Source organism: Paenibacillus sp. RC334, assembly GCF_030034735.1.
In the GTDB taxonomy this organism is placed as follows: domain Bacteria; phylum Bacillota; class Bacilli; order Paenibacillales; family Paenibacillaceae; genus Paenibacillus; species Paenibacillus terrae_A.
Window position 1 is genome coordinate 349,032 of record NZ_CP125370.1, and the last position, 18,880, is coordinate 367,911.

At 46.0% G+C, this 18,880-nt stretch carries 17 protein-coding genes and 2 riboswitches; of the genes, 8 read left to right on the plus strand and 9 right to left on the minus strand.

Translation table 11 applies throughout. The features are described 5' to 3' along the window. Window positions 1–201: 201 nt before the first annotated feature. The 4 genes from QMK20_RS01650 to QMK20_RS01665 form a co-directional block, all read right to left on the minus strand. Complete coding sequence (locus tag QMK20_RS01650) at window positions 202–828, minus strand: class D sortase (protein ID WP_283654297.1); 627 nt, start codon at window positions 826–828, stop codon at window positions 202–204. A gap of 104 nt (window positions 829–932) precedes the next feature. Next, the gene (locus QMK20_RS01655) at window positions 933–4,619 is read right to left on the minus strand and encodes a collagen binding domain-containing protein (RefSeq protein ID WP_283654298.1); all 3,687 of its coding nucleotides are present in this window, start codon (window positions 4,617–4,619) and stop codon (window positions 933–935) included. Between the two features lie 213 nt (window positions 4,620–4,832). After that, window positions 4,833–5,639 (minus strand): transglutaminase family protein, encoded by an 807-nt coding sequence (locus tag QMK20_RS01660; protein ID WP_283654299.1) that lies wholly within the window; start codon window positions 5,637–5,639, stop codon window positions 4,833–4,835. Between the two features lie 13 nt (window positions 5,640–5,652). Beyond that, window positions 5,653–5,734, minus strand: a riboswitch (cyclic di-GMP riboswitch). 42 nt (window positions 5,735–5,776) lie between these two features. Then, a riboswitch (cyclic di-GMP riboswitch) is annotated at window positions 5,777–5,857 on the minus strand. A gap of 99 nt (window positions 5,858–5,956) precedes the next feature. After that, entirely contained in the window at window positions 5,957–6,844 is an 888-nt protein-coding gene (locus tag QMK20_RS01665; RefSeq protein WP_283654300.1) for an AraC family transcriptional regulator, read from the minus strand. A 722-nt stretch (window positions 6,845–7,566) separates the two neighbouring features. On the opposite strand from QMK20_RS01665, the gene QMK20_RS01670 reads away from it, so the two are divergent. From QMK20_RS01670 to QMK20_RS01700, 7 genes are all read left to right on the plus strand, one after another. After that, window positions 7,567–8,823, plus strand: coding sequence for a DUF445 domain-containing protein (locus tag QMK20_RS01670; protein ID WP_283654301.1), 1,257 nt, complete (start codon window positions 7,567–7,569; stop codon window positions 8,821–8,823). 41 nt (window positions 8,824–8,864) lie between these two features. Then, complete coding sequence (locus QMK20_RS01675; protein WP_283654302.1) at window positions 8,865–9,272, plus strand: TIGR02328 family protein; 408 nt, start codon at window positions 8,865–8,867, stop codon at window positions 9,270–9,272. Further along, the gene (locus tag QMK20_RS01680; RefSeq protein WP_283654303.1) at window positions 9,256–9,435 is read left to right on the plus strand and encodes a hypothetical protein; all 180 of its coding nucleotides are present in this window, start codon (window positions 9,256–9,258) and stop codon (window positions 9,433–9,435) included. The genes QMK20_RS01675 and QMK20_RS01680 overlap by 17 nt, the downstream gene beginning before the upstream one ends. After that, the gene (locus QMK20_RS01685) at window positions 9,407–9,817 is read left to right on the plus strand and encodes a hypothetical protein (RefSeq protein WP_283654304.1); all 411 of its coding nucleotides are present in this window, start codon (window positions 9,407–9,409) and stop codon (window positions 9,815–9,817) included. Before QMK20_RS01680 ends, QMK20_RS01685 begins: the two co-directional genes overlap by 29 nt. A 418-nt stretch (window positions 9,818–10,235) precedes the next feature. Continuing rightward, window positions 10,236–11,039 carry a sensor histidine kinase gene (locus tag QMK20_RS01690; protein WP_283654305.1) on the plus strand — a complete coding sequence of 268 codons (804 nt, stop codon included), beginning with the start codon at window positions 10,236–10,238 and terminating at the stop codon, window positions 11,037–11,039. Window positions 11,040–11,071: 32 nt separating this feature from the next. Further along, on the plus strand, window positions 11,072–11,572 hold the full coding sequence (locus QMK20_RS01695) for a sensor histidine kinase (protein WP_283654306.1): 501 nt from the start codon (window positions 11,072–11,074) through the stop codon (window positions 11,570–11,572). Then, window positions 11,542–11,727 (plus strand): sensor histidine kinase, encoded by a 186-nt coding sequence (locus QMK20_RS01700; RefSeq protein WP_283654307.1) that lies wholly within the window; start codon window positions 11,542–11,544, stop codon window positions 11,725–11,727. The genes QMK20_RS01695 and QMK20_RS01700 overlap by 31 nt, the downstream gene beginning before the upstream one ends. A gap of 107 nt (window positions 11,728–11,834) precedes the next feature. Here the strand turns inward: QMK20_RS01700 and QMK20_RS01705 are convergent, their stop codons facing one another. Both QMK20_RS01705 and QMK20_RS01710 read right to left on the minus strand, forming a co-directional pair. Next, window positions 11,835–12,983 carry a response regulator gene (locus QMK20_RS01705; RefSeq protein WP_283654308.1) on the minus strand — a complete coding sequence of 383 codons (1,149 nt, stop codon included), beginning with the start codon at window positions 12,981–12,983 and terminating at the stop codon, window positions 11,835–11,837. 221 nt (window positions 12,984–13,204) lie between these two features. Continuing rightward, on the minus strand, window positions 13,205–13,879 hold the full coding sequence (locus tag QMK20_RS01710) for an NAD(P)H-dependent oxidoreductase (RefSeq protein ID WP_283654309.1): 675 nt from the start codon (window positions 13,877–13,879) through the stop codon (window positions 13,205–13,207). A 187-nt stretch (window positions 13,880–14,066) separates the two neighbouring features. Between QMK20_RS01710 and QMK20_RS01715 the strand changes: the two genes are divergently transcribed. Then, window positions 14,067–14,450 (plus strand): winged helix-turn-helix transcriptional regulator, encoded by a 384-nt coding sequence (locus tag QMK20_RS01715; protein WP_283654310.1) that lies wholly within the window; start codon window positions 14,067–14,069, stop codon window positions 14,448–14,450. A gap of 107 nt (window positions 14,451–14,557) precedes the next feature. On the opposite strand, the gene QMK20_RS01720 is transcribed toward QMK20_RS01715, so the two are convergent. The 3 genes from QMK20_RS01720 to QMK20_RS01730 form a co-directional block, all read right to left on the minus strand. Then, the gene (locus QMK20_RS01720) at window positions 14,558–15,805 is read right to left on the minus strand and encodes a stalk domain-containing protein (RefSeq protein ID WP_283654311.1); all 1,248 of its coding nucleotides are present in this window, start codon (window positions 15,803–15,805) and stop codon (window positions 14,558–14,560) included. 371 nt (window positions 15,806–16,176) lie between these two features. Then, window positions 16,177–16,926, minus strand: a complete 750-nt coding sequence (locus QMK20_RS01725) for a YcnI family copper-binding membrane protein (protein WP_283654312.1) — start codon at window positions 16,924–16,926, stop codon at window positions 16,177–16,179. Between the two features lie 47 nt (window positions 16,927–16,973). Further along, window positions 16,974–18,695, minus strand: a complete 1,722-nt coding sequence (locus QMK20_RS01730) for a copper resistance CopC/CopD family protein (RefSeq protein WP_283654313.1) — start codon at window positions 18,693–18,695, stop codon at window positions 16,974–16,976. Between the last annotated feature and the right edge of the window lie 185 nt (window positions 18,696–18,880).

The window sequence follows — 18,880 nt, forward strand, 5'->3', positions numbered from 1 at the left end:
CTCCTTTCTAAAGATTACTGTATAAAGATTACTGTATATTGTATTCATGTCCGGGCGTTTATAGCATCCCTCCTTCTTTCCCGGAAGTAATATATTCAACGGACTAAGAGTCTGTCCAATGAAATAGAGATACCCCCTACGCTGCAAATTAAGTAAATCTGAGTAGCAAAGGGTGTTCGGATATGGCGAACAGATCCAGCTTTAGGTGCTTTGTCGGGCCTGAACAATGAGGCGATGTGTCGGATTTACAAGAGGGTCACATGTAATTAATGTGAGCAGCTTTTGATTTTCAAAGCTTTTCAGAACGGAGACGTCTGTAGGAGCGACAATCGAAATTTTATAGACTGTATAACTATATTGTTCACCCTTGGTATTAATCATGATTTTATCTCCAATCTTTACCTCGTTCAGCCGATTAAATAAACGTCCTGCTGTACGCGCACGGTGGGCTGCTATGGCGGCGTTTCCTGTCTGACCCAGAGCTGCCGTTTCCGACATATGTACAGATGCGTGCTTCATATTATCCCGAGTTGCACCCTCCAGCACAGGAAGCTTCAAATCAATGCGATTAATGCTAATGGTGGCAATGGGGAGTTGCTTAGGACCTGTTTCATTTGCGGGTACCGAAGGACCTCGTGTGGTTTCGATGCTCGTGTTTTCTGCAAGCTTGCTGGACAAGCGCTTATAGCCGTCGATAATGCTAGGGTTCAGTACTTCTGCCTCTTTCAAAAGCTCGCTCTGCTTCCGATCTTCGTTCCATTCATTGGCTTTAGGAAACAAAATAATGAGTATTCCCAAGGCGATGAACAAGTATGATAGCTTACGCAATCTAAAAAACCTCCCTAACTTATGTAAGGTGTATCACATACTGATTTTAAAAATCCTCCCTTTCCCATATAGTGTAGTCTGAGAAAGGGAGGGTATGATTATTTTTATTTTTTGCCCATCCGTCTATATTTCAGATACGCGCCACAAATGATCATAGCTAGACCTGTTAAATAGAAGGGAGCAGGGCTGTTTTCTCCTGTTTGTGGCAATTTATTTGCCAATGGTGAAACATTCGGATCTTTCGGTACATCAGCAGGAACTTTGATTCCACCACGAGGCAGAGAGTCGTCATCACTTTCCACGGGAGGATTAGGTTCCTTATTAGGTTTAATGATTGGTAATTTCGGTTTTGCTTTCGGTGCAGGTGTAGATTCAGGCACAATGCCACCCGTTGGCAGGCCCCCATCATCATCCGTCTGTTTTTTGTCAGGTGTAGATTCAGGCACGATGCTATCTAATACCGGGTTCACATCATCCACAGTTACTGGGCTCTCACCATCCACAGTCTGTTCTTTATTGTCCACTAAAGGAACGGATATAGACGGCGTAGTTGTTGTTTCAGGCTCCTTGTCGCGTTTTTTGCCTGATCCTGAGCCGGTAGACGTACCTGGATTAGTAGGCGTACCAGGCGTACCTGGATTGGTAGGTGTACCAGGCGTGCCCGGATTAGTAGGTGTACCAGGTGTACCCGGATTGGTAGGTGTACCTGGATCTGTGTTGTTTTCTTTTTGGTTGGTTACCACAACCTTCTTTATGCCCGCGCTTTGTTTGATCGTATCGTCTATTTTGATTTCAAGCTTACTATCCATTATTTTATAGCCTTGGGGAGCTACAAGCTCTTCCAAGATGTAATCATCATGGAGCAATGCAGAAAACACAATTTTCCCTTCCGCATTGGTAGTTTGAATGATTGGGGCTCTTTTCTCCGCTTTATCATAGAGCGCGAATTTTGCTCCGGGCAGTACCTTATCAGGCTCATCTTGATCAACCTTTGTAATTTCGAGGCTTTCTTTAATACCGCTGCCTGAACTGGAGCCGGAAGAAGTCCGCACAATAATTTCTTGATTCGTCTCCTTCTGTTCTGTCGTTAAGCGATCCCCTTCAAAGGTTACTTTGTTGCTCACCTTTTCTTTGTCAGCTGCATCAATGAACGCTTGATATTCCAGGATAAAGGCGGAGGAGATCTCCTTCGTGAAAGCAAGCTCAAAAGTTTCCTGACCTTGAGCATCTGGCTTGAAAATGAGCTTGTAATCACGATCCCTGGTTAGTTCTGTACTCTTGGTAACCTTCCCGTTTTCAGACACCACAGTTGAATACAGATGAAAGGAATTCTCGATCAGAATCTGATTGCTGCTGGGATGATCCACAATTTTGGCATTTGTTACTTGAGACTGTCCTTCGTTTATACGGATTTGCCAGTTAATTTTATTCCCGTTCTGGCTGCCGCTTTTAGAAACATATTCTCCACCGTGAGGTAAGGTTACTTGGGCTGACCATTCTGAGATTATATTTTCTCCATCCAGAAAAAGGGCCTTATTGCGGATTTCTTTTTCAATAAGTTCTCCTTCCAGCGTGGTTTGGAACGTAATCCAATATGGGGTTTGAATCTGATTTTTAAATTGGATACGCAACGTGTTGCCATTTTGTTCGGATGGAAGAATAAGTGTGTACTGGTCTGCTGGTAATTCGGAGCCCTTTTCCACGCCGTTCCTCGATCCATTCAGTGTCATGTCGTACACTTTAACGGAGTTTGGCAGTAGCTTCTGACCTTGCAGCAATGGATCTTTTATTTCCGGTTGTTTCAGGGTCTTACGGTTATAGTTGGCCTTAATGTCCCATGTGATGTGCTTGGAGCTGGCATTGTAGCTTCCTTGCTTGGCTCCATTTTGTTGTGTCATGATATCCGGAAAGAGCCGCGCATCTGCTTCTGCAGATTTTGAATCTCCGTCCTGCTGCCATTCAATGACGGATTTATTCCAGAACTCTGGCTTCGTCGTATCTTTCTTCCAGTCATTATTGAATGTGGTTGAATATTTGATCGTATAAGTATCTTGAATTGGTGCATGGAAAATGATATTAAACCCTTGTTTATAATCCTGTGATAACGGAATAAGCTCATAATCTGCAGGGGCTTGAAGTTCCGTTTTTCCGTCAGCGGATTGGATTTTCAAAGTGTTCGGCAACAAGGCCAGGCCATCGTTGGGAAATACATCCTTGATGACGATATCGTTCATAGTATATTGATCTTCATTGATGGTAATAACCCAAGGTATGAATTTTGCGTTGTAGTTTGGCTCCTTGGATTCTTTAATAATAATTCCACTTTTAAGTTGTGCGGTGGCATCCTTAGAGACTCCACCTGAAGTCACACGGTTCGTTACCTTATCATCTTGATATACACGTTCTTTGGCTTTCGTTTGATAACGAATGGTATAGGCAGTATCCACATCGGAGTTGAATTGGAGATCAAAGCCGTTGCTGTCCAAATCATTCGTAACCGGGGAGACGGTATATTCTGAGGATGGAAGCACCTCTTGAGTATCGTCTTTGTATATTTCAAGTGAATCGGGAAGCCATACCTGACTGTTGTTGAACCGATCACTTAACAAGGCTTTGTCGGCAGGTATTTTCTTTTCGCTGAAGTTGTACTTGATCACCCAAGATACCGTTTGTGTAACAGGGTCGTAACTTTCCACCTTCTTGGACAAAAATTCTCCGCGATCAACCTGCACGGTAGCGTTAGCAGAGACACCATTCATAGAGTCTCCCGAAAAAGTAGCTGTGTTGGAGAAACGGGTTTCGTCACTTGTAATATCTGTGGAATACTGAATCTGATAGGCTTGGCTAATGCTCTCGTCTTTAAAACGAATAACAAAGCCCGTACCGGCTTGATCTGGTTCGAGCGTATACTTGTCCCCACTGATTGGGTCCTTAACTACCGTCGAGCCGTCAATATTGACTTGCAGATTATACAGTTGGAAGGAGTCTCGCAACAGCTCCAGCCCTTGAGGAGTCGGGTCTGTTACGATCGCATTCTTTACGGTGTCCAATTGTGTATTCACATTAATGGTCCAGTCAATCTTGTTTTTGCCGTTAGCTTTTCCTTGTTTACTTATTGGGGGACCGGACACGGGTTTGATGTTGACGATGGATGTTTGAACCCCGATCTTAATTGGAGTCGCAATAATGACTTCTGTGCTGCCTTTTGCAACTTCCTTACTGAACTCGGTTTTTACTTGCAGTTTTCCGCTTACGTTGGAATGATTCTCTACGTAATCGTTAAAGGTCATAATGACTTTCCCTTGGCGATCTACCGTAAAAGTACCAACCTCTCCATCTGTTGAAATCAACGGAGACGAGATATCTGTGTAAATTTCAAATTGTTCCGGTAAGTTAAAGGTGAAGGTATCGCCTTCTTTATACTGATTGTCCGGAATCTCCCATTCATAGCTCAGCTGGACTGCTGCGCCAATGTCCACACGTACGCCAGGATTATCCACAGCATCAATGATACGGCCGGTTTCATCCGTCAAGATCAGCTTGGTTAAAATATTGTCTGCTTGAACTGAGCTGGCTGCTGCCTGAATCATGGGAGCTATGCTGGGAGGTGCCTCTAATGGTTCAGGGTTCGGAATACCGTATACATCTTCCATAACTGTATTCGCAGGATCGCTTACAGCGCTTTCTGGTACAGCCGCGGTCGAAGTGTCTGCGTAAGCCAGCGCTGCACTAAAAAAGCTTTGGAAAATAAGCAATAGCACAATGATCGTTACATTTATTTTTGTTCTCATACTCTTAAGTAAGTCTCCTATTCATCATAATATTATGGAAAGTACCCGGGCGGATTTGGTTCCCCCCTCTTTCTTGTCCCGGAAATAGTATATTCAACATCTTAGTTTTTAAATGACTGACTAGATATACAATACCTTCCTTATCTCAACAATTTCTCAACAAGAATAGAAAAAAGCCCTGATCGCAGTGATCAGGGCTTTCTACAAAAAAAATTAATATTGTTTTGTTTTTGTATATTTGGAGGGTTCTTTGGCCATTGCAAACTTCTGTTTTCCGCTTTTTAGAGCGGCATCTACTGTAGTGTCAATGATAACCCATTGATTGTTGATATTGACTTCATTCCAGGCGTGGTAAGTTTTCACATAGGAGGATTCACCCATAACCAGCTTCGTTGGAACATCCACACTTCGAAGCATGGCGGCGAACAGTGAAGCGTATCCATAGCAAATGTCTTTTTGCGAAACTATTGTACGATCAATTTGTGGAAGGTAGTCTGTTGATAGGTTGAAAGGCTGGTTGGAATCGTATTTAATATGACTAATGACATACTCGTAAATACGTTTCACCTTTTCATCATCTGTCGTTGCACCCTTGGTTAATTCCTTGGCTTTCCGAATCGCCTGATTCGTATCGCTCCAGTCAATATTTTGAATAGAATTGAGGTATATGGTTTTACTGTCATTCAAATTTAACTGGACCGTTTCTTCACCTATCACTTTATACTGATTGCCAGTTAGCTGTTCCAATAAACGAATGTTATAATTGCCATTGCCCATTTGAAGAGCGAATGCTTCCTCAGATTTGCTCGAATTCAGATAATAAGAGTATTTCTCCGCATCCTTGGTAATTACGATCTTGGTTTTGACATTGGACTTGACAGGATAACGTATACTAACAATACCGTGGTTTACGTTGTTTTGATTCAGCCATGCCTGACTTTCGGCAGCAAACGCTGTCGTATGTAGGGGGATGGATAACAAAAAAACTAAAATTATTAAAAAAAATGACATTTTCCTCATAGAAAAACTTCCTTTCGGCGGCCAGGCTACCATCTTAAAAAGAAGGCCCTATAGCTTTGCGTCCCTGCCTTTCGACAGGTTTGCTATTATCGTATAAAGTTTTTCAGGAAAAAAAGACACGACAAAAAGCCTCTCCAACCGGTAGCTGGCTGCCATCTTAAAAAGAAGGCCCTGTAGCTTTGCGTCCCTGCCTTTCGACAGGTTTGCCATTTATCCTGAACAGTCTATATCTATCATTCTATCAGTTGGGCTTCTGATTAGGCAAGCACAATCTTAGATTTTCTCTGTTTTTCGACAAAGTCATCTGATAGATGAGTTTATAGTTTGGTTCGATTCCCCCATTTTTTGCGGAAGGAATGTGGGGTTTCTCCGACATGTTCCTTGAACAGGTTGATAAAATGGCTGGTGTTGGGAATACCTACAAACCGTGCGATATCCACAATGGATTCGTCACTGGTTTTAAGCCAGCCTTGAGCCGCTGTGATGCGGACATTAATGAGATAATCGATAGGAGAAAATCCGATCTGTTTCTTGAAGTTTTTAGCGAGATTGAATTTGTTTAACTCAAACATGTCTGCCAGCGAATCCAGCGTAATTCGTTCACTGTAGGATCGATCCAAATATTGCTGAACCTTGCGTATCTCGGTGATCGTATCCTGGTTTACATACGGATGATCATAGGGGTGCTGCAAAATATACGTCAGCAACTCACCAATGAGTCTGGATGTAAGCAGCTCAGCAGAAAGAGTTCTGTCAGATTGTACGCATAACAGGGAATGCAGCTTGTCCAATATGGTGCATGGATCGTTGAGTGATATTACAGGCTTGTTGTGCTTGGCAAATTGTTCGTAGAAATTGTCGATCAGATTGCCGTACACATTTACACTGATAAACTCCCATGCTTCATGACCAGCGGTGCTGTACTGTACGAATTCCTCACAATTAACGAAAAACATATCATGAGGCTTCAATATGTATTTTTTCTCCCGGTACAGTAATTCCCCTTGTCCTGATAACGTAAAAACGAGCAGAAACGAGGTGAGTTCCTTCCGTTCCATGGCATAAACAGATGTTTTTTTGAAATAGCCTATTTCCTGTATATAAAAAAGGGATCGCTTGGCAAAAGCGGAGGGAGTACATGCAATGACGACTGGATCGCTGCTCCAAGGGGTCCCGTTTCCGTTGTTTTTTTGGTCTGTTGTCATGTCCAATTCCTTTACAAAAGAGCAAATTTATCAAGCTAATCACTGTTTGTTTAACAAATAAAATGGTGGTTTACACATGATTTCCTATTAATACGATTTATTTTATCACATCACATAAATGCATGTAGCGAATAATATTTTGAATTATTTTCCATTCGAATTCAGGTGTACTAATATGGTGAAAACAGCCTCGTTTCCTCCATATTTTTAACTCATTCATCCATATGAAAAAGTTAAATCATGTTGAAAAAATTCGGAGATGCCATGGGTTCAATTCAATTCTGGAATAAAATCCAGGACAGGATGCTAAAGGTATTCTATGCCCATTCCACCTTCCAACGCACATATCCTTTCGTTTTGAAAAAAATGGGTCTTTGTTCTATCGAAATAGTTCATTAGGCTTATCGTGAAGAAAATTAGATTGGGTCCAATGTTGTGATTTTGTTCACAAATATGTAGGTGCACGAGGGAGATATATGAACTCTTTTTATGCTGATTAGTGTACTGTAAATATATGCAAATCATATGATAAATAACAGCATAAAAGTACAAAATTACACAAAGAGTGTATTCACTTATTTGCGTGATTTTCTGCTCCGGTGTGTTCTAATATAATAGGAAATAGAGTGCCGTTAGCTTTGGAATTCATACAGGCAATGATATGATGGGTAATACAGATATAGGGCTTCACTTACTCGACAGTCAGTTTGGAGGATTATAGGATGGGAAAACCAAAAAATACGAAAACAGCAGCGGCTTGGTCGCTCGTTATTCTGGGAGCGGGCTTTGCAGCTATGTTGCCTTTTCAGCAATATGGCTGGGCTCGGTTGTTAGCAGGTGCTTTCGAGGCAGGACTTGTCGGAGGACTGGCAGACTGGTTCGCCGTCACCGCATTGTTCCGTCACCCGCTGGGCATTCCGATTCCACACACGGCGCTTCTTCCCAAGAACAGGGACAAGCTAACGAGTACCTTGGTGAGTACGGTGGAAAATAACTTGCTTAACAAAGACAGTATCGCATCTAAAATTGCCGATATCCGGCTGGCCGATTTGATGCTGGATGGTGTGGAAAAGGGCTTGCGCACGCCGGAAGCGGCCGCATCCATAGATGTTCTCGCCAAACGACTGGTCCGGTCGCTTCCGCTTGCGGAGCTGGCCCCGGTAATTGCGGCCGAGATCAAGCGGCAGGTGACAGACTTCGACGCTGGACCGCTGCTGGAGGCGTTTGCCCGTCAAACCAGTGAGAAGGGCTATGACCGCCGCGCGCTGGATTACTCGCTGGAGCAGGCTGAATCCTGGCTTTTGAAGCCGGAAACGGGCTACACGCTGGGTACCTTGGGAATGCAGGCTATTAGCGGTTTGCAAGTGAGCGGGCTGATGCAATTCGCCCTGAATGCGTTCCTTGGCTATCTGAACGAAGAGCGCATGGGTGAAATGATTCGCCATTTCCTGCTGGATCAGGTTGCGGAGCTGCAAAGGGAAGAACATCCACGCCGTCAGGCCGTGCTGGATGGTCTGAAAACACAGCTGACCCGTCTGGCGACGAAAGATACGGTTCAGGAAGGATTGAACAGCTGGAAAAACAACCTCGTGGGTACCTGGGAAGGCGATGCGTCGGTGCTTCATAAGATGGAAGAGCTACGCGTACGTTTATTGGGCTATATGGAAGATAGCAGCTATGTGCCGACCTATATTTTGCCGCTACTGGATCGGATGCTGGCTGATTTGAGAGGGAATACCGAGCTGCTGGACAAGATCAATTCTAGAATTGTGGCAGGCATTACCGGGCTGGTGGAAGCCAACCACAGTCGGATTGGTAATCTGGTACGCGAAAATGTAGATAAAATGGATAACGATTCCCTGATTGCTCTGATGGAGGACAAGCTGGGGCAGGACTTGCAGTGGATACGTATTAACGGCGCGGTTACGGGCTTCCTGATCGGTATTGTCCTGACAGGTGCCCGTATGCTGATCGGTTGATTCATTAGAGAAGAAAATGCTACAGATAAGGTTGTGGAAGCATGAGACTTTGGCACGAAGAGTTGATCGACAAGCTGCCGCGGCCGCAACTGCTGGGGCAACACCGCGAGTGCTGTGCACTGCGTGGGAACGGGTGGGAAAAGCGACATGCTACGGTTAATTATGTGTTCGACTATCACCCGATGCTGCTCGTCCGCTACCATAAGCTCATCATGGACGAAATGAAAAGTCGCGGTTACAACGTTGATCCGCTATGGGAGCAGCCGTTGTATCGCGGCAAGCAGTGCGAACCGTGGGCGACAGGGCTTGGCGAGGAACTGGAAGCTGTCGGCGCGTATGCGGAGCATGACGATGCTTATATGCAGGAATGCCTGGATAATCTGGCCTCCAAGGGTATTCTGATCGTGGAGCACGGTACAGGAAATTTAAGAAATGGATCGAATGTATAAAAACATGATGACTAAACGAAAAATATTCCTGATTACGTTGTTATTTGTGCTTGTGATCACTGGTTTCCGTATGCTGTGGTTTCATTATTATCAAGGACAGGAGTATCCTGAGGCCAAAAAAAGGAGTATTGGACTTGCGGGGCTGGGATTTGCAGGGCCGTGAGACTATTCCGTTAAAGGGAGAATGGGGATTTTATGCAGGAAATCTATCAAAACCGGATCTTTTAAAATCCTTACCAGCGAAGGAGCAGCAGTGGATTCGTGTTCCAGGAAAATGGAATGCTGCTTTGCATTCACCTGATTCTACTGCATATGGCTTCGGGAGCTATCGTCTGTTAATCCTGGTTGATCCCCAAAAAGCACCACTGTACGGGCTTCGAATTCCGTCGATTTACACCGCATCCAACCTGTTTGTAAACGGGCGGTTAATAAATAGCGAGGGCCAGGTGGCTGATCATCCTGAACAGCATACAGGAAGTTTTTCTCCGTATTCTGCTGCTCCATGGAATGTATGCGGGTGCCATCTTTTTTATGGCGTCTCGTAAAAAGCTGCTATTCTATTTTTTATTTTTCAGGTATCGTGGTGTGTACCGTTTTAACCATCATGATGAACGATGACAAGCTGTTACTGAGCGTGTTTCGCTTTCACTTAAAATACATTTGCTTTCCTATATGGGCAGCCATATATGCATACTCAGGGTTGTGCAGTTACTATTGGGCAGGTCCAGAATTGTTCAGACTGTTTTCGTGGGACAGTGTCTTTTTGCCATCCTGATTTTATTTATACCTTCACAGGAAATCCGTTCTTATCTAATGTTGATAATGGTGTTTCAGGGAAGTACGTTTGGTGTCATCATTCCCTTGTTTGCCTTTCTTAAGATATTCAGAGGTCAAAAAGACGCCATATTTCTATTGCTAGCTACCATAAGCGCCGGGTCCAGCATATTGTGGGGCGTTTTCAAAATGATATGGTGGAATTATCTTCCATACTACCCTTGGGATGTCGTGCTGTCCTTCCTGGGCTTCGCCTCATACTGGTTCAAGCACTTCTTCCAAACGAACACCGAACTGAGAAGTTTGTCGGACAGATTGCAGCGAGCTGATCAGGTTAAGAATGATTTTCTGGCGAATACCTCACATGAATTGCGAAATCCTCTGCACGGAATGATCAATATAGTGCAGTCTGTGCTGGATAATCAGACCCATACCCTGGATGAACGGAACAGGAGCAACATGCAGCTGCTCATCACCGTGGGTCGGCGGATGTCTCTGCTGCTTAATGATTTGCTTGACGTAACGCGCCTGCGAGAACGGGATATTCGCCTGGAAAAACGAAGTTTGAAGCCCCAAGGGGTAGCTTCCGGTGTACTGGACATGCTCCGGTTCATGACAGATGGTAAATCGTTGGAAATGGTTATCTCGATTCCAGATCATTTCCCCAATGTGCTGGCGGATGAGAATCGGCTGGTGCAAATCTTCTTCAACCTTCTCCATAATGCGGTCAAGTATACGAATGCAGGAACGATCTCGATTCAAGCAGATATTCGGGACGGGATGGCCCATATCCACGTTCGGGACACGGGAGTTGGCATGGATGAGGAGACGCAGCAGAGAATATTCCAGCCCTATGAACAGGGAACAGCACACTTGACGGTGATTGGAGACGGGCTGGGACTGGGGCTAAGCATCAGCAAGCAGCTCATTGAGCTGCACGGGGGAACCTTGAGGGTTCACTCTTCCTCTGGATCATTCCCCTGTATTCGGTGAGATACCGGGGGATGAGGGGGCTTATATGGAGTATGCAGCGAGCGCAAGTGAAGAGATCCGCAAGTGAACGACTTCGTATGGAGGCCGCATGGCTACAGGCACAAATCAGGCCGCACTTTTTGTTTAATACCTTGAATACGATCGTTTCGTTGAGTGAGACGGATGGAGCAAGAATGATCGTTCTGATCGAGGAATTTGGAAAATACCTAAGAGGAAGCTTCAATTCCCGAAACCTGGATCGTGTCGTTTCACTGGAATATGAGCTGGCACTCCTTCGATCCTATCTGTATATCGAGAAGGAGCGCTTTGGAAACCGATTGAATATCGTCTGGGAAGTGGATGAAGAGTTGAGCCTGCATCTCCCGCCCCTTTCGATCCAGCCACTTGCGGAAAATGCCGTTAGACACGGCATTCTGAAGCGTATCCGTGGAGGGACATTGCGTATTCGTATCACGGATCATGCGAAGGGTACAGAAATAGCAATCTCAGATGATGGAGTGGCATGGATCAGGAGAAGCTGGACAATATACTGACCTATCAGAATAAAGAAGAAGGAGGAGTCGGTTTGCTAAATACAGATCGGCGCCTAAAGCAAATGTACGGTGACGGACTGCATATCAGCAGCCATCCCGATCAAGGAACAACCGTCAGCTTTCATATTCCCCGCGAGAAGAAAAAAGAAGACTGACGGCTTTTGTCAAGTACGGATATCATGCAGGATCGGCTGGAAAAAGCACGCTTCTGCATGATATCCGTATCATATATAGGTTGCAGCTTGTTAGTTGACGCACGCAACTAGACATGCGCCATTTTCCATCGATTATACCAATCGGTGATCTGTTCATTTGGCTTCACATGTAGTTCTTCCCATAGAACGGATAATAATAAATCATACCACTGGCTAACCAAGGTATCCTTTTTCATATCCGCATATATTTTCATCAAACCCCAATACGCATCCTCTGCTTGAGGGTGTCGGTTACAGATATCCTCATAAAGAGAGATAGCCTTGTCAGGCTGAGCGTTTTTGTTATACCATTCTCCCATTTTTAATGAGGTGGCTATCCACATTTTTTGAAGTCTTTGACGTTCGCTTTCAGCCCACCAATAATCGTATTCTTGTAAATAATCGCCTCTGTATAGCTTCATTATTTTGGTATAGTCATCAATCGTTTCCTGGCTAATCGGCGGAGCAGACGTCAGGCTGTCCTCCCATTCCTCTTTATCCAGTAGTATGTTTGTCGTATTCAGAATATATCCGCCGCTGGTATTATCAATTTTTAAATAGTCCTTATATGGGCCCATAGCTTTTCTGAGGTAATAAGCAGCAGTATATAAAAGAGAGTAAGCCTTCTCCTCATCATGCTCCGACCAGAGCAATTCAATCAGTGCTGATTTTCGAACCAACTGGTCATGGTGCAGAAGCAGGTATAGAAACAACTCCTGTGATTTTTTTGTTCGCCACTGTATAGCCGTTAACTGCTGATCTGTTAATTCAACCGCGACTTCCCTGAAGACTTGTAACCGGAGAGGAGGACCAATGGAAGGCTGGAACGCAGGGTGACCATCACGTTCCAGAATACGGTTTAGGGTCTTAATGAGGCGATCTGTGGTGACTGGTTTGATCAAATAATCCAGTGCATTAATTTCGAAGGCCTGAATGGCATATTCATTGTAGGCCGTTACGAATACAATATGGAGACGAGGTTTTTCAACCTGAATTTGCTTTGCTAGCTCAATGCCGTTCATTTCAGGCAGGCTTACATCGAGAAAAGCTACATCTATATTTTCGAGAAGAATTTGCTCTTTTGCTGCCAGTGGATTCATAAATGAACCTACTATATGTATGTTTTCAATTTTACTAAATAGACGCTTCATATAATCTAAAGCCAGCTCTTCATCATCTAGAAGAATAATTCTTGTGAATTTATCTGATCTTCCCACAAATAGTCTACTCCTTTTTAATCGGATACATACCATTATATATGATAACTTAGCTCCAGATATAAACAAAAGTATCGAAATAGAAAAAATTTTAACGAATCATTATGATCACATGAAACAGGCGGGCTGTGGCATATTCATGATTAAGATGAAATGCCGCAAGCCCGCCTGTTTGTTATTTTGTTATGTTCCAGTGTCATTGTCTAAAGGGGGATAATTAGTTACAGAATCCAGCGTGTGATCTGTTCCAGCGGCAGTCTGGATTTTTCCCGCTTGGGTTCAAGGGCCCGATAACCAAAGGCAGCGATGACCGAAATATCCAGCAGTCCGTTCTCCAACAGTCCTTCTTCCTCCAAAATGGCATGCACCTGATCGTAGTTAAATCCCTCAATCGGGCAGGAATCAATGCCGATCTGAGCCGCCGCCGTCATCATATTGCCCAAGGCGATATAGGTTTGCTTGGAAGCCCAGTCGAATAACGTACGTTCGTTTTCCAGCAGGCGTTGATTTTCACCCTGAAAGATTTTATATCGGCCCGGCAGTGAGGCAAAGTCTTCCTCGGACATCCCTTTAATCTCTTTATACATGTACTCCACATACGGGGAATCATAACGAACATCCTTGCGTGCCAAAATCAGGACAACATGGCTGGCAGCAGGGATCTGTTTTTGGCCCCCGCTTGAAACCGCAGCCAGCTTTTCTCTCAATGCCTGATTTTGTACGACCACAAATCGCCACGGCTCAAAACCGACAGAGCTTGGGGAAAGTCGTCCGGTTTCGAGAATAAATTGAAAATCTTCCTCCGGTATGATGCGATCAGGATCGAATTCCTTGGTGGCATGTCTGAACAGAAAGGCATCCAGAATCTCCTGTTTTTTAGCTGATGTATTGGACATGAAGTGTACTCCTTCCGTTTTGGGTTAAGTTGGTGCTCCATTTATTTTCTGCTACTATAATGAGAGCTGATATCGAATGTATAGTCATCATATAAAAAGTTTTTCGCAGGAACAAGTACGCACATATTTGTTCCTTGTCATAAGTCTGAGATTTCGGGTCTACAATCGGTAGAAAGAAGGGGAAACCATGACGCAAGAGATGGAAAATACAGTCAGCGTGAACTTTGGATGTCCGGTAGCGAAAACGGTAGGGGTTATAGGCGGAAAATGGAAGGGAGTCATTTTATATCATTTGACCACGGGACCGCGCCGGTATAACGAAATTCGACGGACCTTGCCCAATATTACGCAGCGTATGCTGACCTTGCAACTGCGTGAGCTGGAACGTGACGGTATCGTACACCGTGAAATCTATAACGAGAATCCGCCGCGTGTGGAATACTCGCTTACTCCGTTGGGGGATACGTTGAGGCCGTTGCTGGATTTTATGAGAGAATGGGGTATCTTCTATGGGCAACAGACCTGCGAGCCTGTGGCGGCAAATTCCAAGTGTGGGGAGCCTTCTTGTTGAAGTGAAAAATGAGGAAAGCCCGTTGATGATCTCATGAGCTTCGCATGGAAGATGCATGAAATTCATTAGCGGGCGGAATAAGAGCGAGACGTTATTGTGAGGTTTACTTATTTGAACTCGATAGATTCGTTCATCTTCGTCCAGGCGGTTTCTCCGATGATGCCCAGCCGCCAGATGGCGATGCCTTTCAGGTCATAGCGTTTGGCCAAACCGATCTTGGCGTTGATGGTGCTGTCTTTTTCGCTACCCATAGAGATCCCCAAAATCAGCTTGTCCCGCAAAGTTTCCTTCAAAGCCAGTCGAATGGCTTCGTCCACTTTATCGAGTGGCTCAGGCGTTGCCTTTTGTCCGTAATCATAGGCCATAATGATCAAATCGTCCGCCAGATTGCCCAGTGTCTTGTAGTCGTAACCTGAGTAAGAGCTGTTCAGCGGGTGCAGGACGACAGTGAGCTTGAGTCCGGCCTGATGCGCTTTGGCGGACAGCTTTTGGATGAAGGCGTTGTAGTCTGAACGCGCCTTGGCTTTATCTCCGCTCCAGCCCAGCCCCTCGAGATCCAGCGTGATGCCCTTGAATTGCTTGTCAGTGGCGGTGCTAACGATTTGGGAAATAGTTTGCTCCTGAAGCTGTGCATTTTCCAAAACTTTGGTCAGCTCGTGATTGCCGTCTCCAGAATAGACCATCAGGTAAGGGGAAGTCCCCTGACTGTCTGCCTCCTGTACAATGGACTCTGGTGTCACGGTGTCGGCTGCTTGAGGCCATTTGTATTCCTTGCCGCTGGTCGTAAATTGTCCGTTCGCATCAATTCGGCTCCAGCCGAAGGCTACCGCGTTAAAATCCGGTATTTTGGATTTTTGGTCGAAGGAAGATAGCGCATAAAATCCCACTGTATACATAGGCTCACGCGGCGATGTAATGGATACAGTCCGCGTTCCCTGATTCCAGTTGACTGTGGCTCCAAACTGCTGCCCGAAGAAGCCTAACGGAATCATTGTGCTGCCACGCACGGTTTGGGGTGCGGCTGTTAGTAGCACCGTTTGCCCGTCGACTGTCGCATTGCGGCTGCTCATTTTCAGCACCACCTGCTTGGTTGCAGAGCCCTGTGATTTTGTAGCGGTAATGCTTTGGCTGGCTTGATCCCATTTCACCGTAATGCCAAGAGCCTCAGAAATAGCACGAAAAGGGACCATGGTCGTGCCGTTCATCATTGCGGGCTGTACGGGGAACGGTAACGGATATCCGTCCAGCACAATGCTGACCTGCCCCGCTTCTGCCTGTGCAGACGGGCTATAGATGCCTGCGGCGGCACTCAGAAAGATGGCGCTGGATAACAGAGCCTTATTTACGATTTTCATCTTATACTCTCCTATGCATCATAGATTACAAAGCTATCATGTTAGAATCGTGAGGTTTCTACCATTTTACCAAAAAAAATGATAGATAGGTGAATGTTAAGTTCGTACATACAGTTTCGAATTCTATGCAAAATACAAAAAAGTCGATTACTCAGGAGTAATCGACTTTGAATTAAAAATCTTTGATGAGGAAGATGAAAAATAAAAAAAATCTAGGGACGATGCTTAATTGCTGCATAAATATTGCAAGCTTAATAAGGAATAGAACAAAAGCAGGTACCCTTAATACAGGTGCCTGCTTTTTATTTTTTACCACTCATATAATTCATACATTCATATAACTAACTTCTATATATATTCGTAATTAAAAATTACCTGCGGCGCTTGAGCGCAATACCGACGGCTGCTGCACCAAGTACGACTGCAATGATCGACAGAACGAGTGCTGTCGTTTGTACTGCAGAGCTGGCAGGGGCAGCAGCAGCAGGTGCGGCTTCGGTAGCATTGTTCGAAGCGGGTGCCGGGCTGCTACTATCCTTAGCCGTGTCTGTGCTTGCATGGCCTGCGGCTGCACCAGCCGAATCATGCCCATGATCTGCGGAAGGTGCCGAAGCTTCGGAGGTGGCATCTGCCGTGATTTTTGTAATGGAATGCGGATTGTTGCTTCCTTCATCGCCTGTCCATTCCACGATACTTCCGTCACTGTAATATTGGAAAGCGTTCCATGCGGCTTCAGTATTCCGGTCTGCATTTTGTGCTACGAAGCTGAAACGCATGTATTGACCCGCTTGAATGCCATCTTCGTCGGTCGTCCAGGTAACGGTGGTTACTTTGCCGGAGCTGTCTTTCTCGGTTGCTACCTTCCAGTCTGGTACAGGCTCGTACTGTTTAAAAACGACCTCTTTCGGGATTTTTAAAGCCACTTTGGTTGTTGGAATGTTTTTCTCTACAGGTACTTTCAACGTGTACGTCTCCCAAGCGTTAGGCTGTGAAACGGAAGGCTTGACCGTCACGTGGGCACTGGCCATACCCGCAAAAAGTAAAGCACCTGCTGCAATCAGACCCATGGAGGTCGCAAGCCTGGAAAATCTCGATTTTACCATTTGAATCCTTGTATTCATATAAAAAGCTCCTTTAGTTTGAAAGATTTGTAATTACGTGTCCTAGGTTATTTTACTGGGCTGACATGCAGAGTAAATTCGGCGTCAACTGCATCCAATGATGCGGTCAGAGCATGTACCTGTACAGCCCATGTTCCTTCAGCGGTCAGCAGCTCTTGAGTAAGGAATGGCTGCTGCTGCCGCGCAGGGAGAACAAATTCCTGTCGGGATTTGTCAGGGGCGTCCGGAACGAGTGTCAGTGTGACCTGCTGGATTCCCTGTACGGTGGCTCCTTTGGCATCCCGCACGGTTACCTTAAATTCATTGCTGCCCACGATATTCGGGCTAACCGCCAGCGTGACGTTATATTTGCCAGCGGTGCGAGTTTCCTCAAACGGTACCGCAGGTGCCTGACCAGGCGAAAGGTGGGTGAGCACCGCCGCCAACAGTAGCACGAGCAGGCCGATGGACAGCTCGATGCGCAAGCCCCCGGCGGCACGCTTGGCTGCCGCCGCTTGCCGTGCGCTGCGAAATTGGCTGGCCGCGAAGGCCAGCATGACCAGCAGCAGCGCTGTTTTTCCAAGCAGAACGAGTCCGTAGGACGTGTTCAGCAGCAGGGATGGAGCCGGGACGTACAGCACGGCTCCATAAATGCCGGTGGCGAGCAGCGCCGCCACCGTGGCAATGCCCCAGCCGGCAAAGCGGCGCAAGGCCGCTTGCCGCAAAGCTGTCCGCTCGGACACGGGCAGTTCTGGAACGGCAGCAGGCAGGCACAACGCCATGACGGCAAGTGAGCCGATCCAGAAGGCTGCCGCGGCCAGATGGACGAAGTCCGCTGCGATGGCTGGAGCCGGATGGGTAGCCGCCGCCGGATGGCCTATAAAGGCCTTGGACAGCATGAGGCTTAGCGTCAGGACGACGGAGCCGTAGCCCCAGAGACGGCGCTGGCGGTTAGAAATGCTGTGATCCAGCGCGTAAATCAGCGCTACGCTCAGTACCAGTACGAGAATCATCTGGATAAACCAGATTTGTCCCGCCCCCGTGAACTGGAGGGCTTCTCCAAGAATCGGGAACGAAAAGCCCTGCCCGATAGAAACCCCGGCATCCCAGGATGCCTGAAGCGGCAGACTGATCAGGATGGCGACAGACGTGATGCCGTAGCCGCTCCATAGCAGTGCGGACCAGTGTGGTAACGTGATGCCTGTCTGTTGATCATGTTTCTGCCGCTCACTTGTGTCCTTGCTTTGATCCGTTTCTGGCAGGATGAGCAGCCGAAAACAGAGCGCTCCCAAAAGCAACGACAATCCTATATACAGCAACCAGCGGGTAGCAATTAGGTCAAGCCGCGATGCTCCCGAGCCTTCGGACGTGGCGGCAGCGGGGTCCGTATACGCATTGGAGCCGTTGCCGACCTGGAATGGAATCACTCCGTTGATCGGATGTCCGTCCGCCGATAAGGCTCTCCAATTGACGGTATAAATTCCATTTTTCATCCCCGGAGTCAGCTTGATTTCCATCGTGTTTTCATGTTCCGGATTGAGCTGCGCTTTTCCTGTATCGACCCGTTTTCCTGTTTCATCGGTCACTTTCATCGACATAAAAGCGGATTGCAAATTCTCATTGAAGGTGATTTTTACCTGTGAAGGCGGCTTGTCCAAAACCTGATTTTCGGTCGGACTGGATTCAACGATAAATGCATGGGCCCATGATAAGTGAGGAAACAGTAAAAGTAACGGTAGACACAGCAGCAGAAGACAAGCCGCGCGGGCTGGTCTGGACAGGTGCAACATGCCCGTGGATTCACCTTCTCTCGATTACTTGAAGCGAGGATGTCCTAAAGTACGACATCTCATACGGTCAAGCCTAAATTCATATCTCTAATCATAGTGCATGTGGCGGAAATAGATGGAGCGAATTATGACATTTATATGAAATTTGAAATAATATGAACACCCCTACCGTTGTTGAAATCTGG

What these genes read in the sequence shown, in the direction of transcription:
- QMK20_RS01725 (WP_283654312.1), bottom strand. Translation starts at nt 16,926, where the DNA reads ATGAATACAAGGATTCAAATGGTAAAATCGAGATTTTCCAGGCTTGCG.
- QMK20_RS01695 (WP_283654306.1), top strand. Translation starts at nt 11,072, where the DNA reads ATGCAGCGAGCGCAAGTGAAGAGATCCGCAAGTGAACGACTTCGTATG.
- QMK20_RS01690 (WP_283654305.1), top strand. Translation starts at nt 10,236, where the DNA reads ATGATATGGTGGAATTATCTTCCATACTACCCTTGGGATGTCGTGCTG.
- QMK20_RS01730 (WP_283654313.1), bottom strand. Translation starts at nt 18,695, where the DNA reads ATGTTGCACCTGTCCAGACCAGCCCGCGCGGCTTGTCTTCTGCTGCTG.
- QMK20_RS01680 (WP_283654303.1), top strand. Translation starts at nt 9,256, where the DNA reads ATGGATCGAATGTATAAAAACATGATGACTAAACGAAAAATATTCCTG.
- QMK20_RS01715 (WP_283654310.1), top strand. Translation starts at nt 14,067, where the DNA reads ATGACGCAAGAGATGGAAAATACAGTCAGCGTGAACTTTGGATGTCCG.
- QMK20_RS01670 (WP_283654301.1), top strand. Translation starts at nt 7,567, where the DNA reads ATGGGAAAACCAAAAAATACGAAAACAGCAGCGGCTTGGTCGCTCGTT.
- QMK20_RS01660 (WP_283654299.1), bottom strand. Translation starts at nt 5,639, where the DNA reads ATGAGGAAAATGTCATTTTTTTTAATAATTTTAGTTTTTTTGTTATCC.
- QMK20_RS01720 (WP_283654311.1), bottom strand. Translation starts at nt 15,805, where the DNA reads ATGAAAATCGTAAATAAGGCTCTGTTATCCAGCGCCATCTTTCTGAGT.
- QMK20_RS01665 (WP_283654300.1), bottom strand. Translation starts at nt 6,844, where the DNA reads ATGACAACAGACCAAAAAAACAACGGAAACGGGACCCCTTGGAGCAGC.
- QMK20_RS01700 (WP_283654307.1), top strand. Translation starts at nt 11,542, where the DNA reads ATGGATCAGGAGAAGCTGGACAATATACTGACCTATCAGAATAAAGAA.
- QMK20_RS01710 (WP_283654309.1), bottom strand. Translation starts at nt 13,879, where the DNA reads ATGTCCAATACATCAGCTAAAAAACAGGAGATTCTGGATGCCTTTCTG.
- QMK20_RS01655 (WP_283654298.1), bottom strand. Translation starts at nt 4,619, where the DNA reads ATGAGAACAAAAATAAATGTAACGATCATTGTGCTATTGCTTATTTTC.
- QMK20_RS01675 (WP_283654302.1), top strand. Translation starts at nt 8,865, where the DNA reads ATGAGACTTTGGCACGAAGAGTTGATCGACAAGCTGCCGCGGCCGCAA.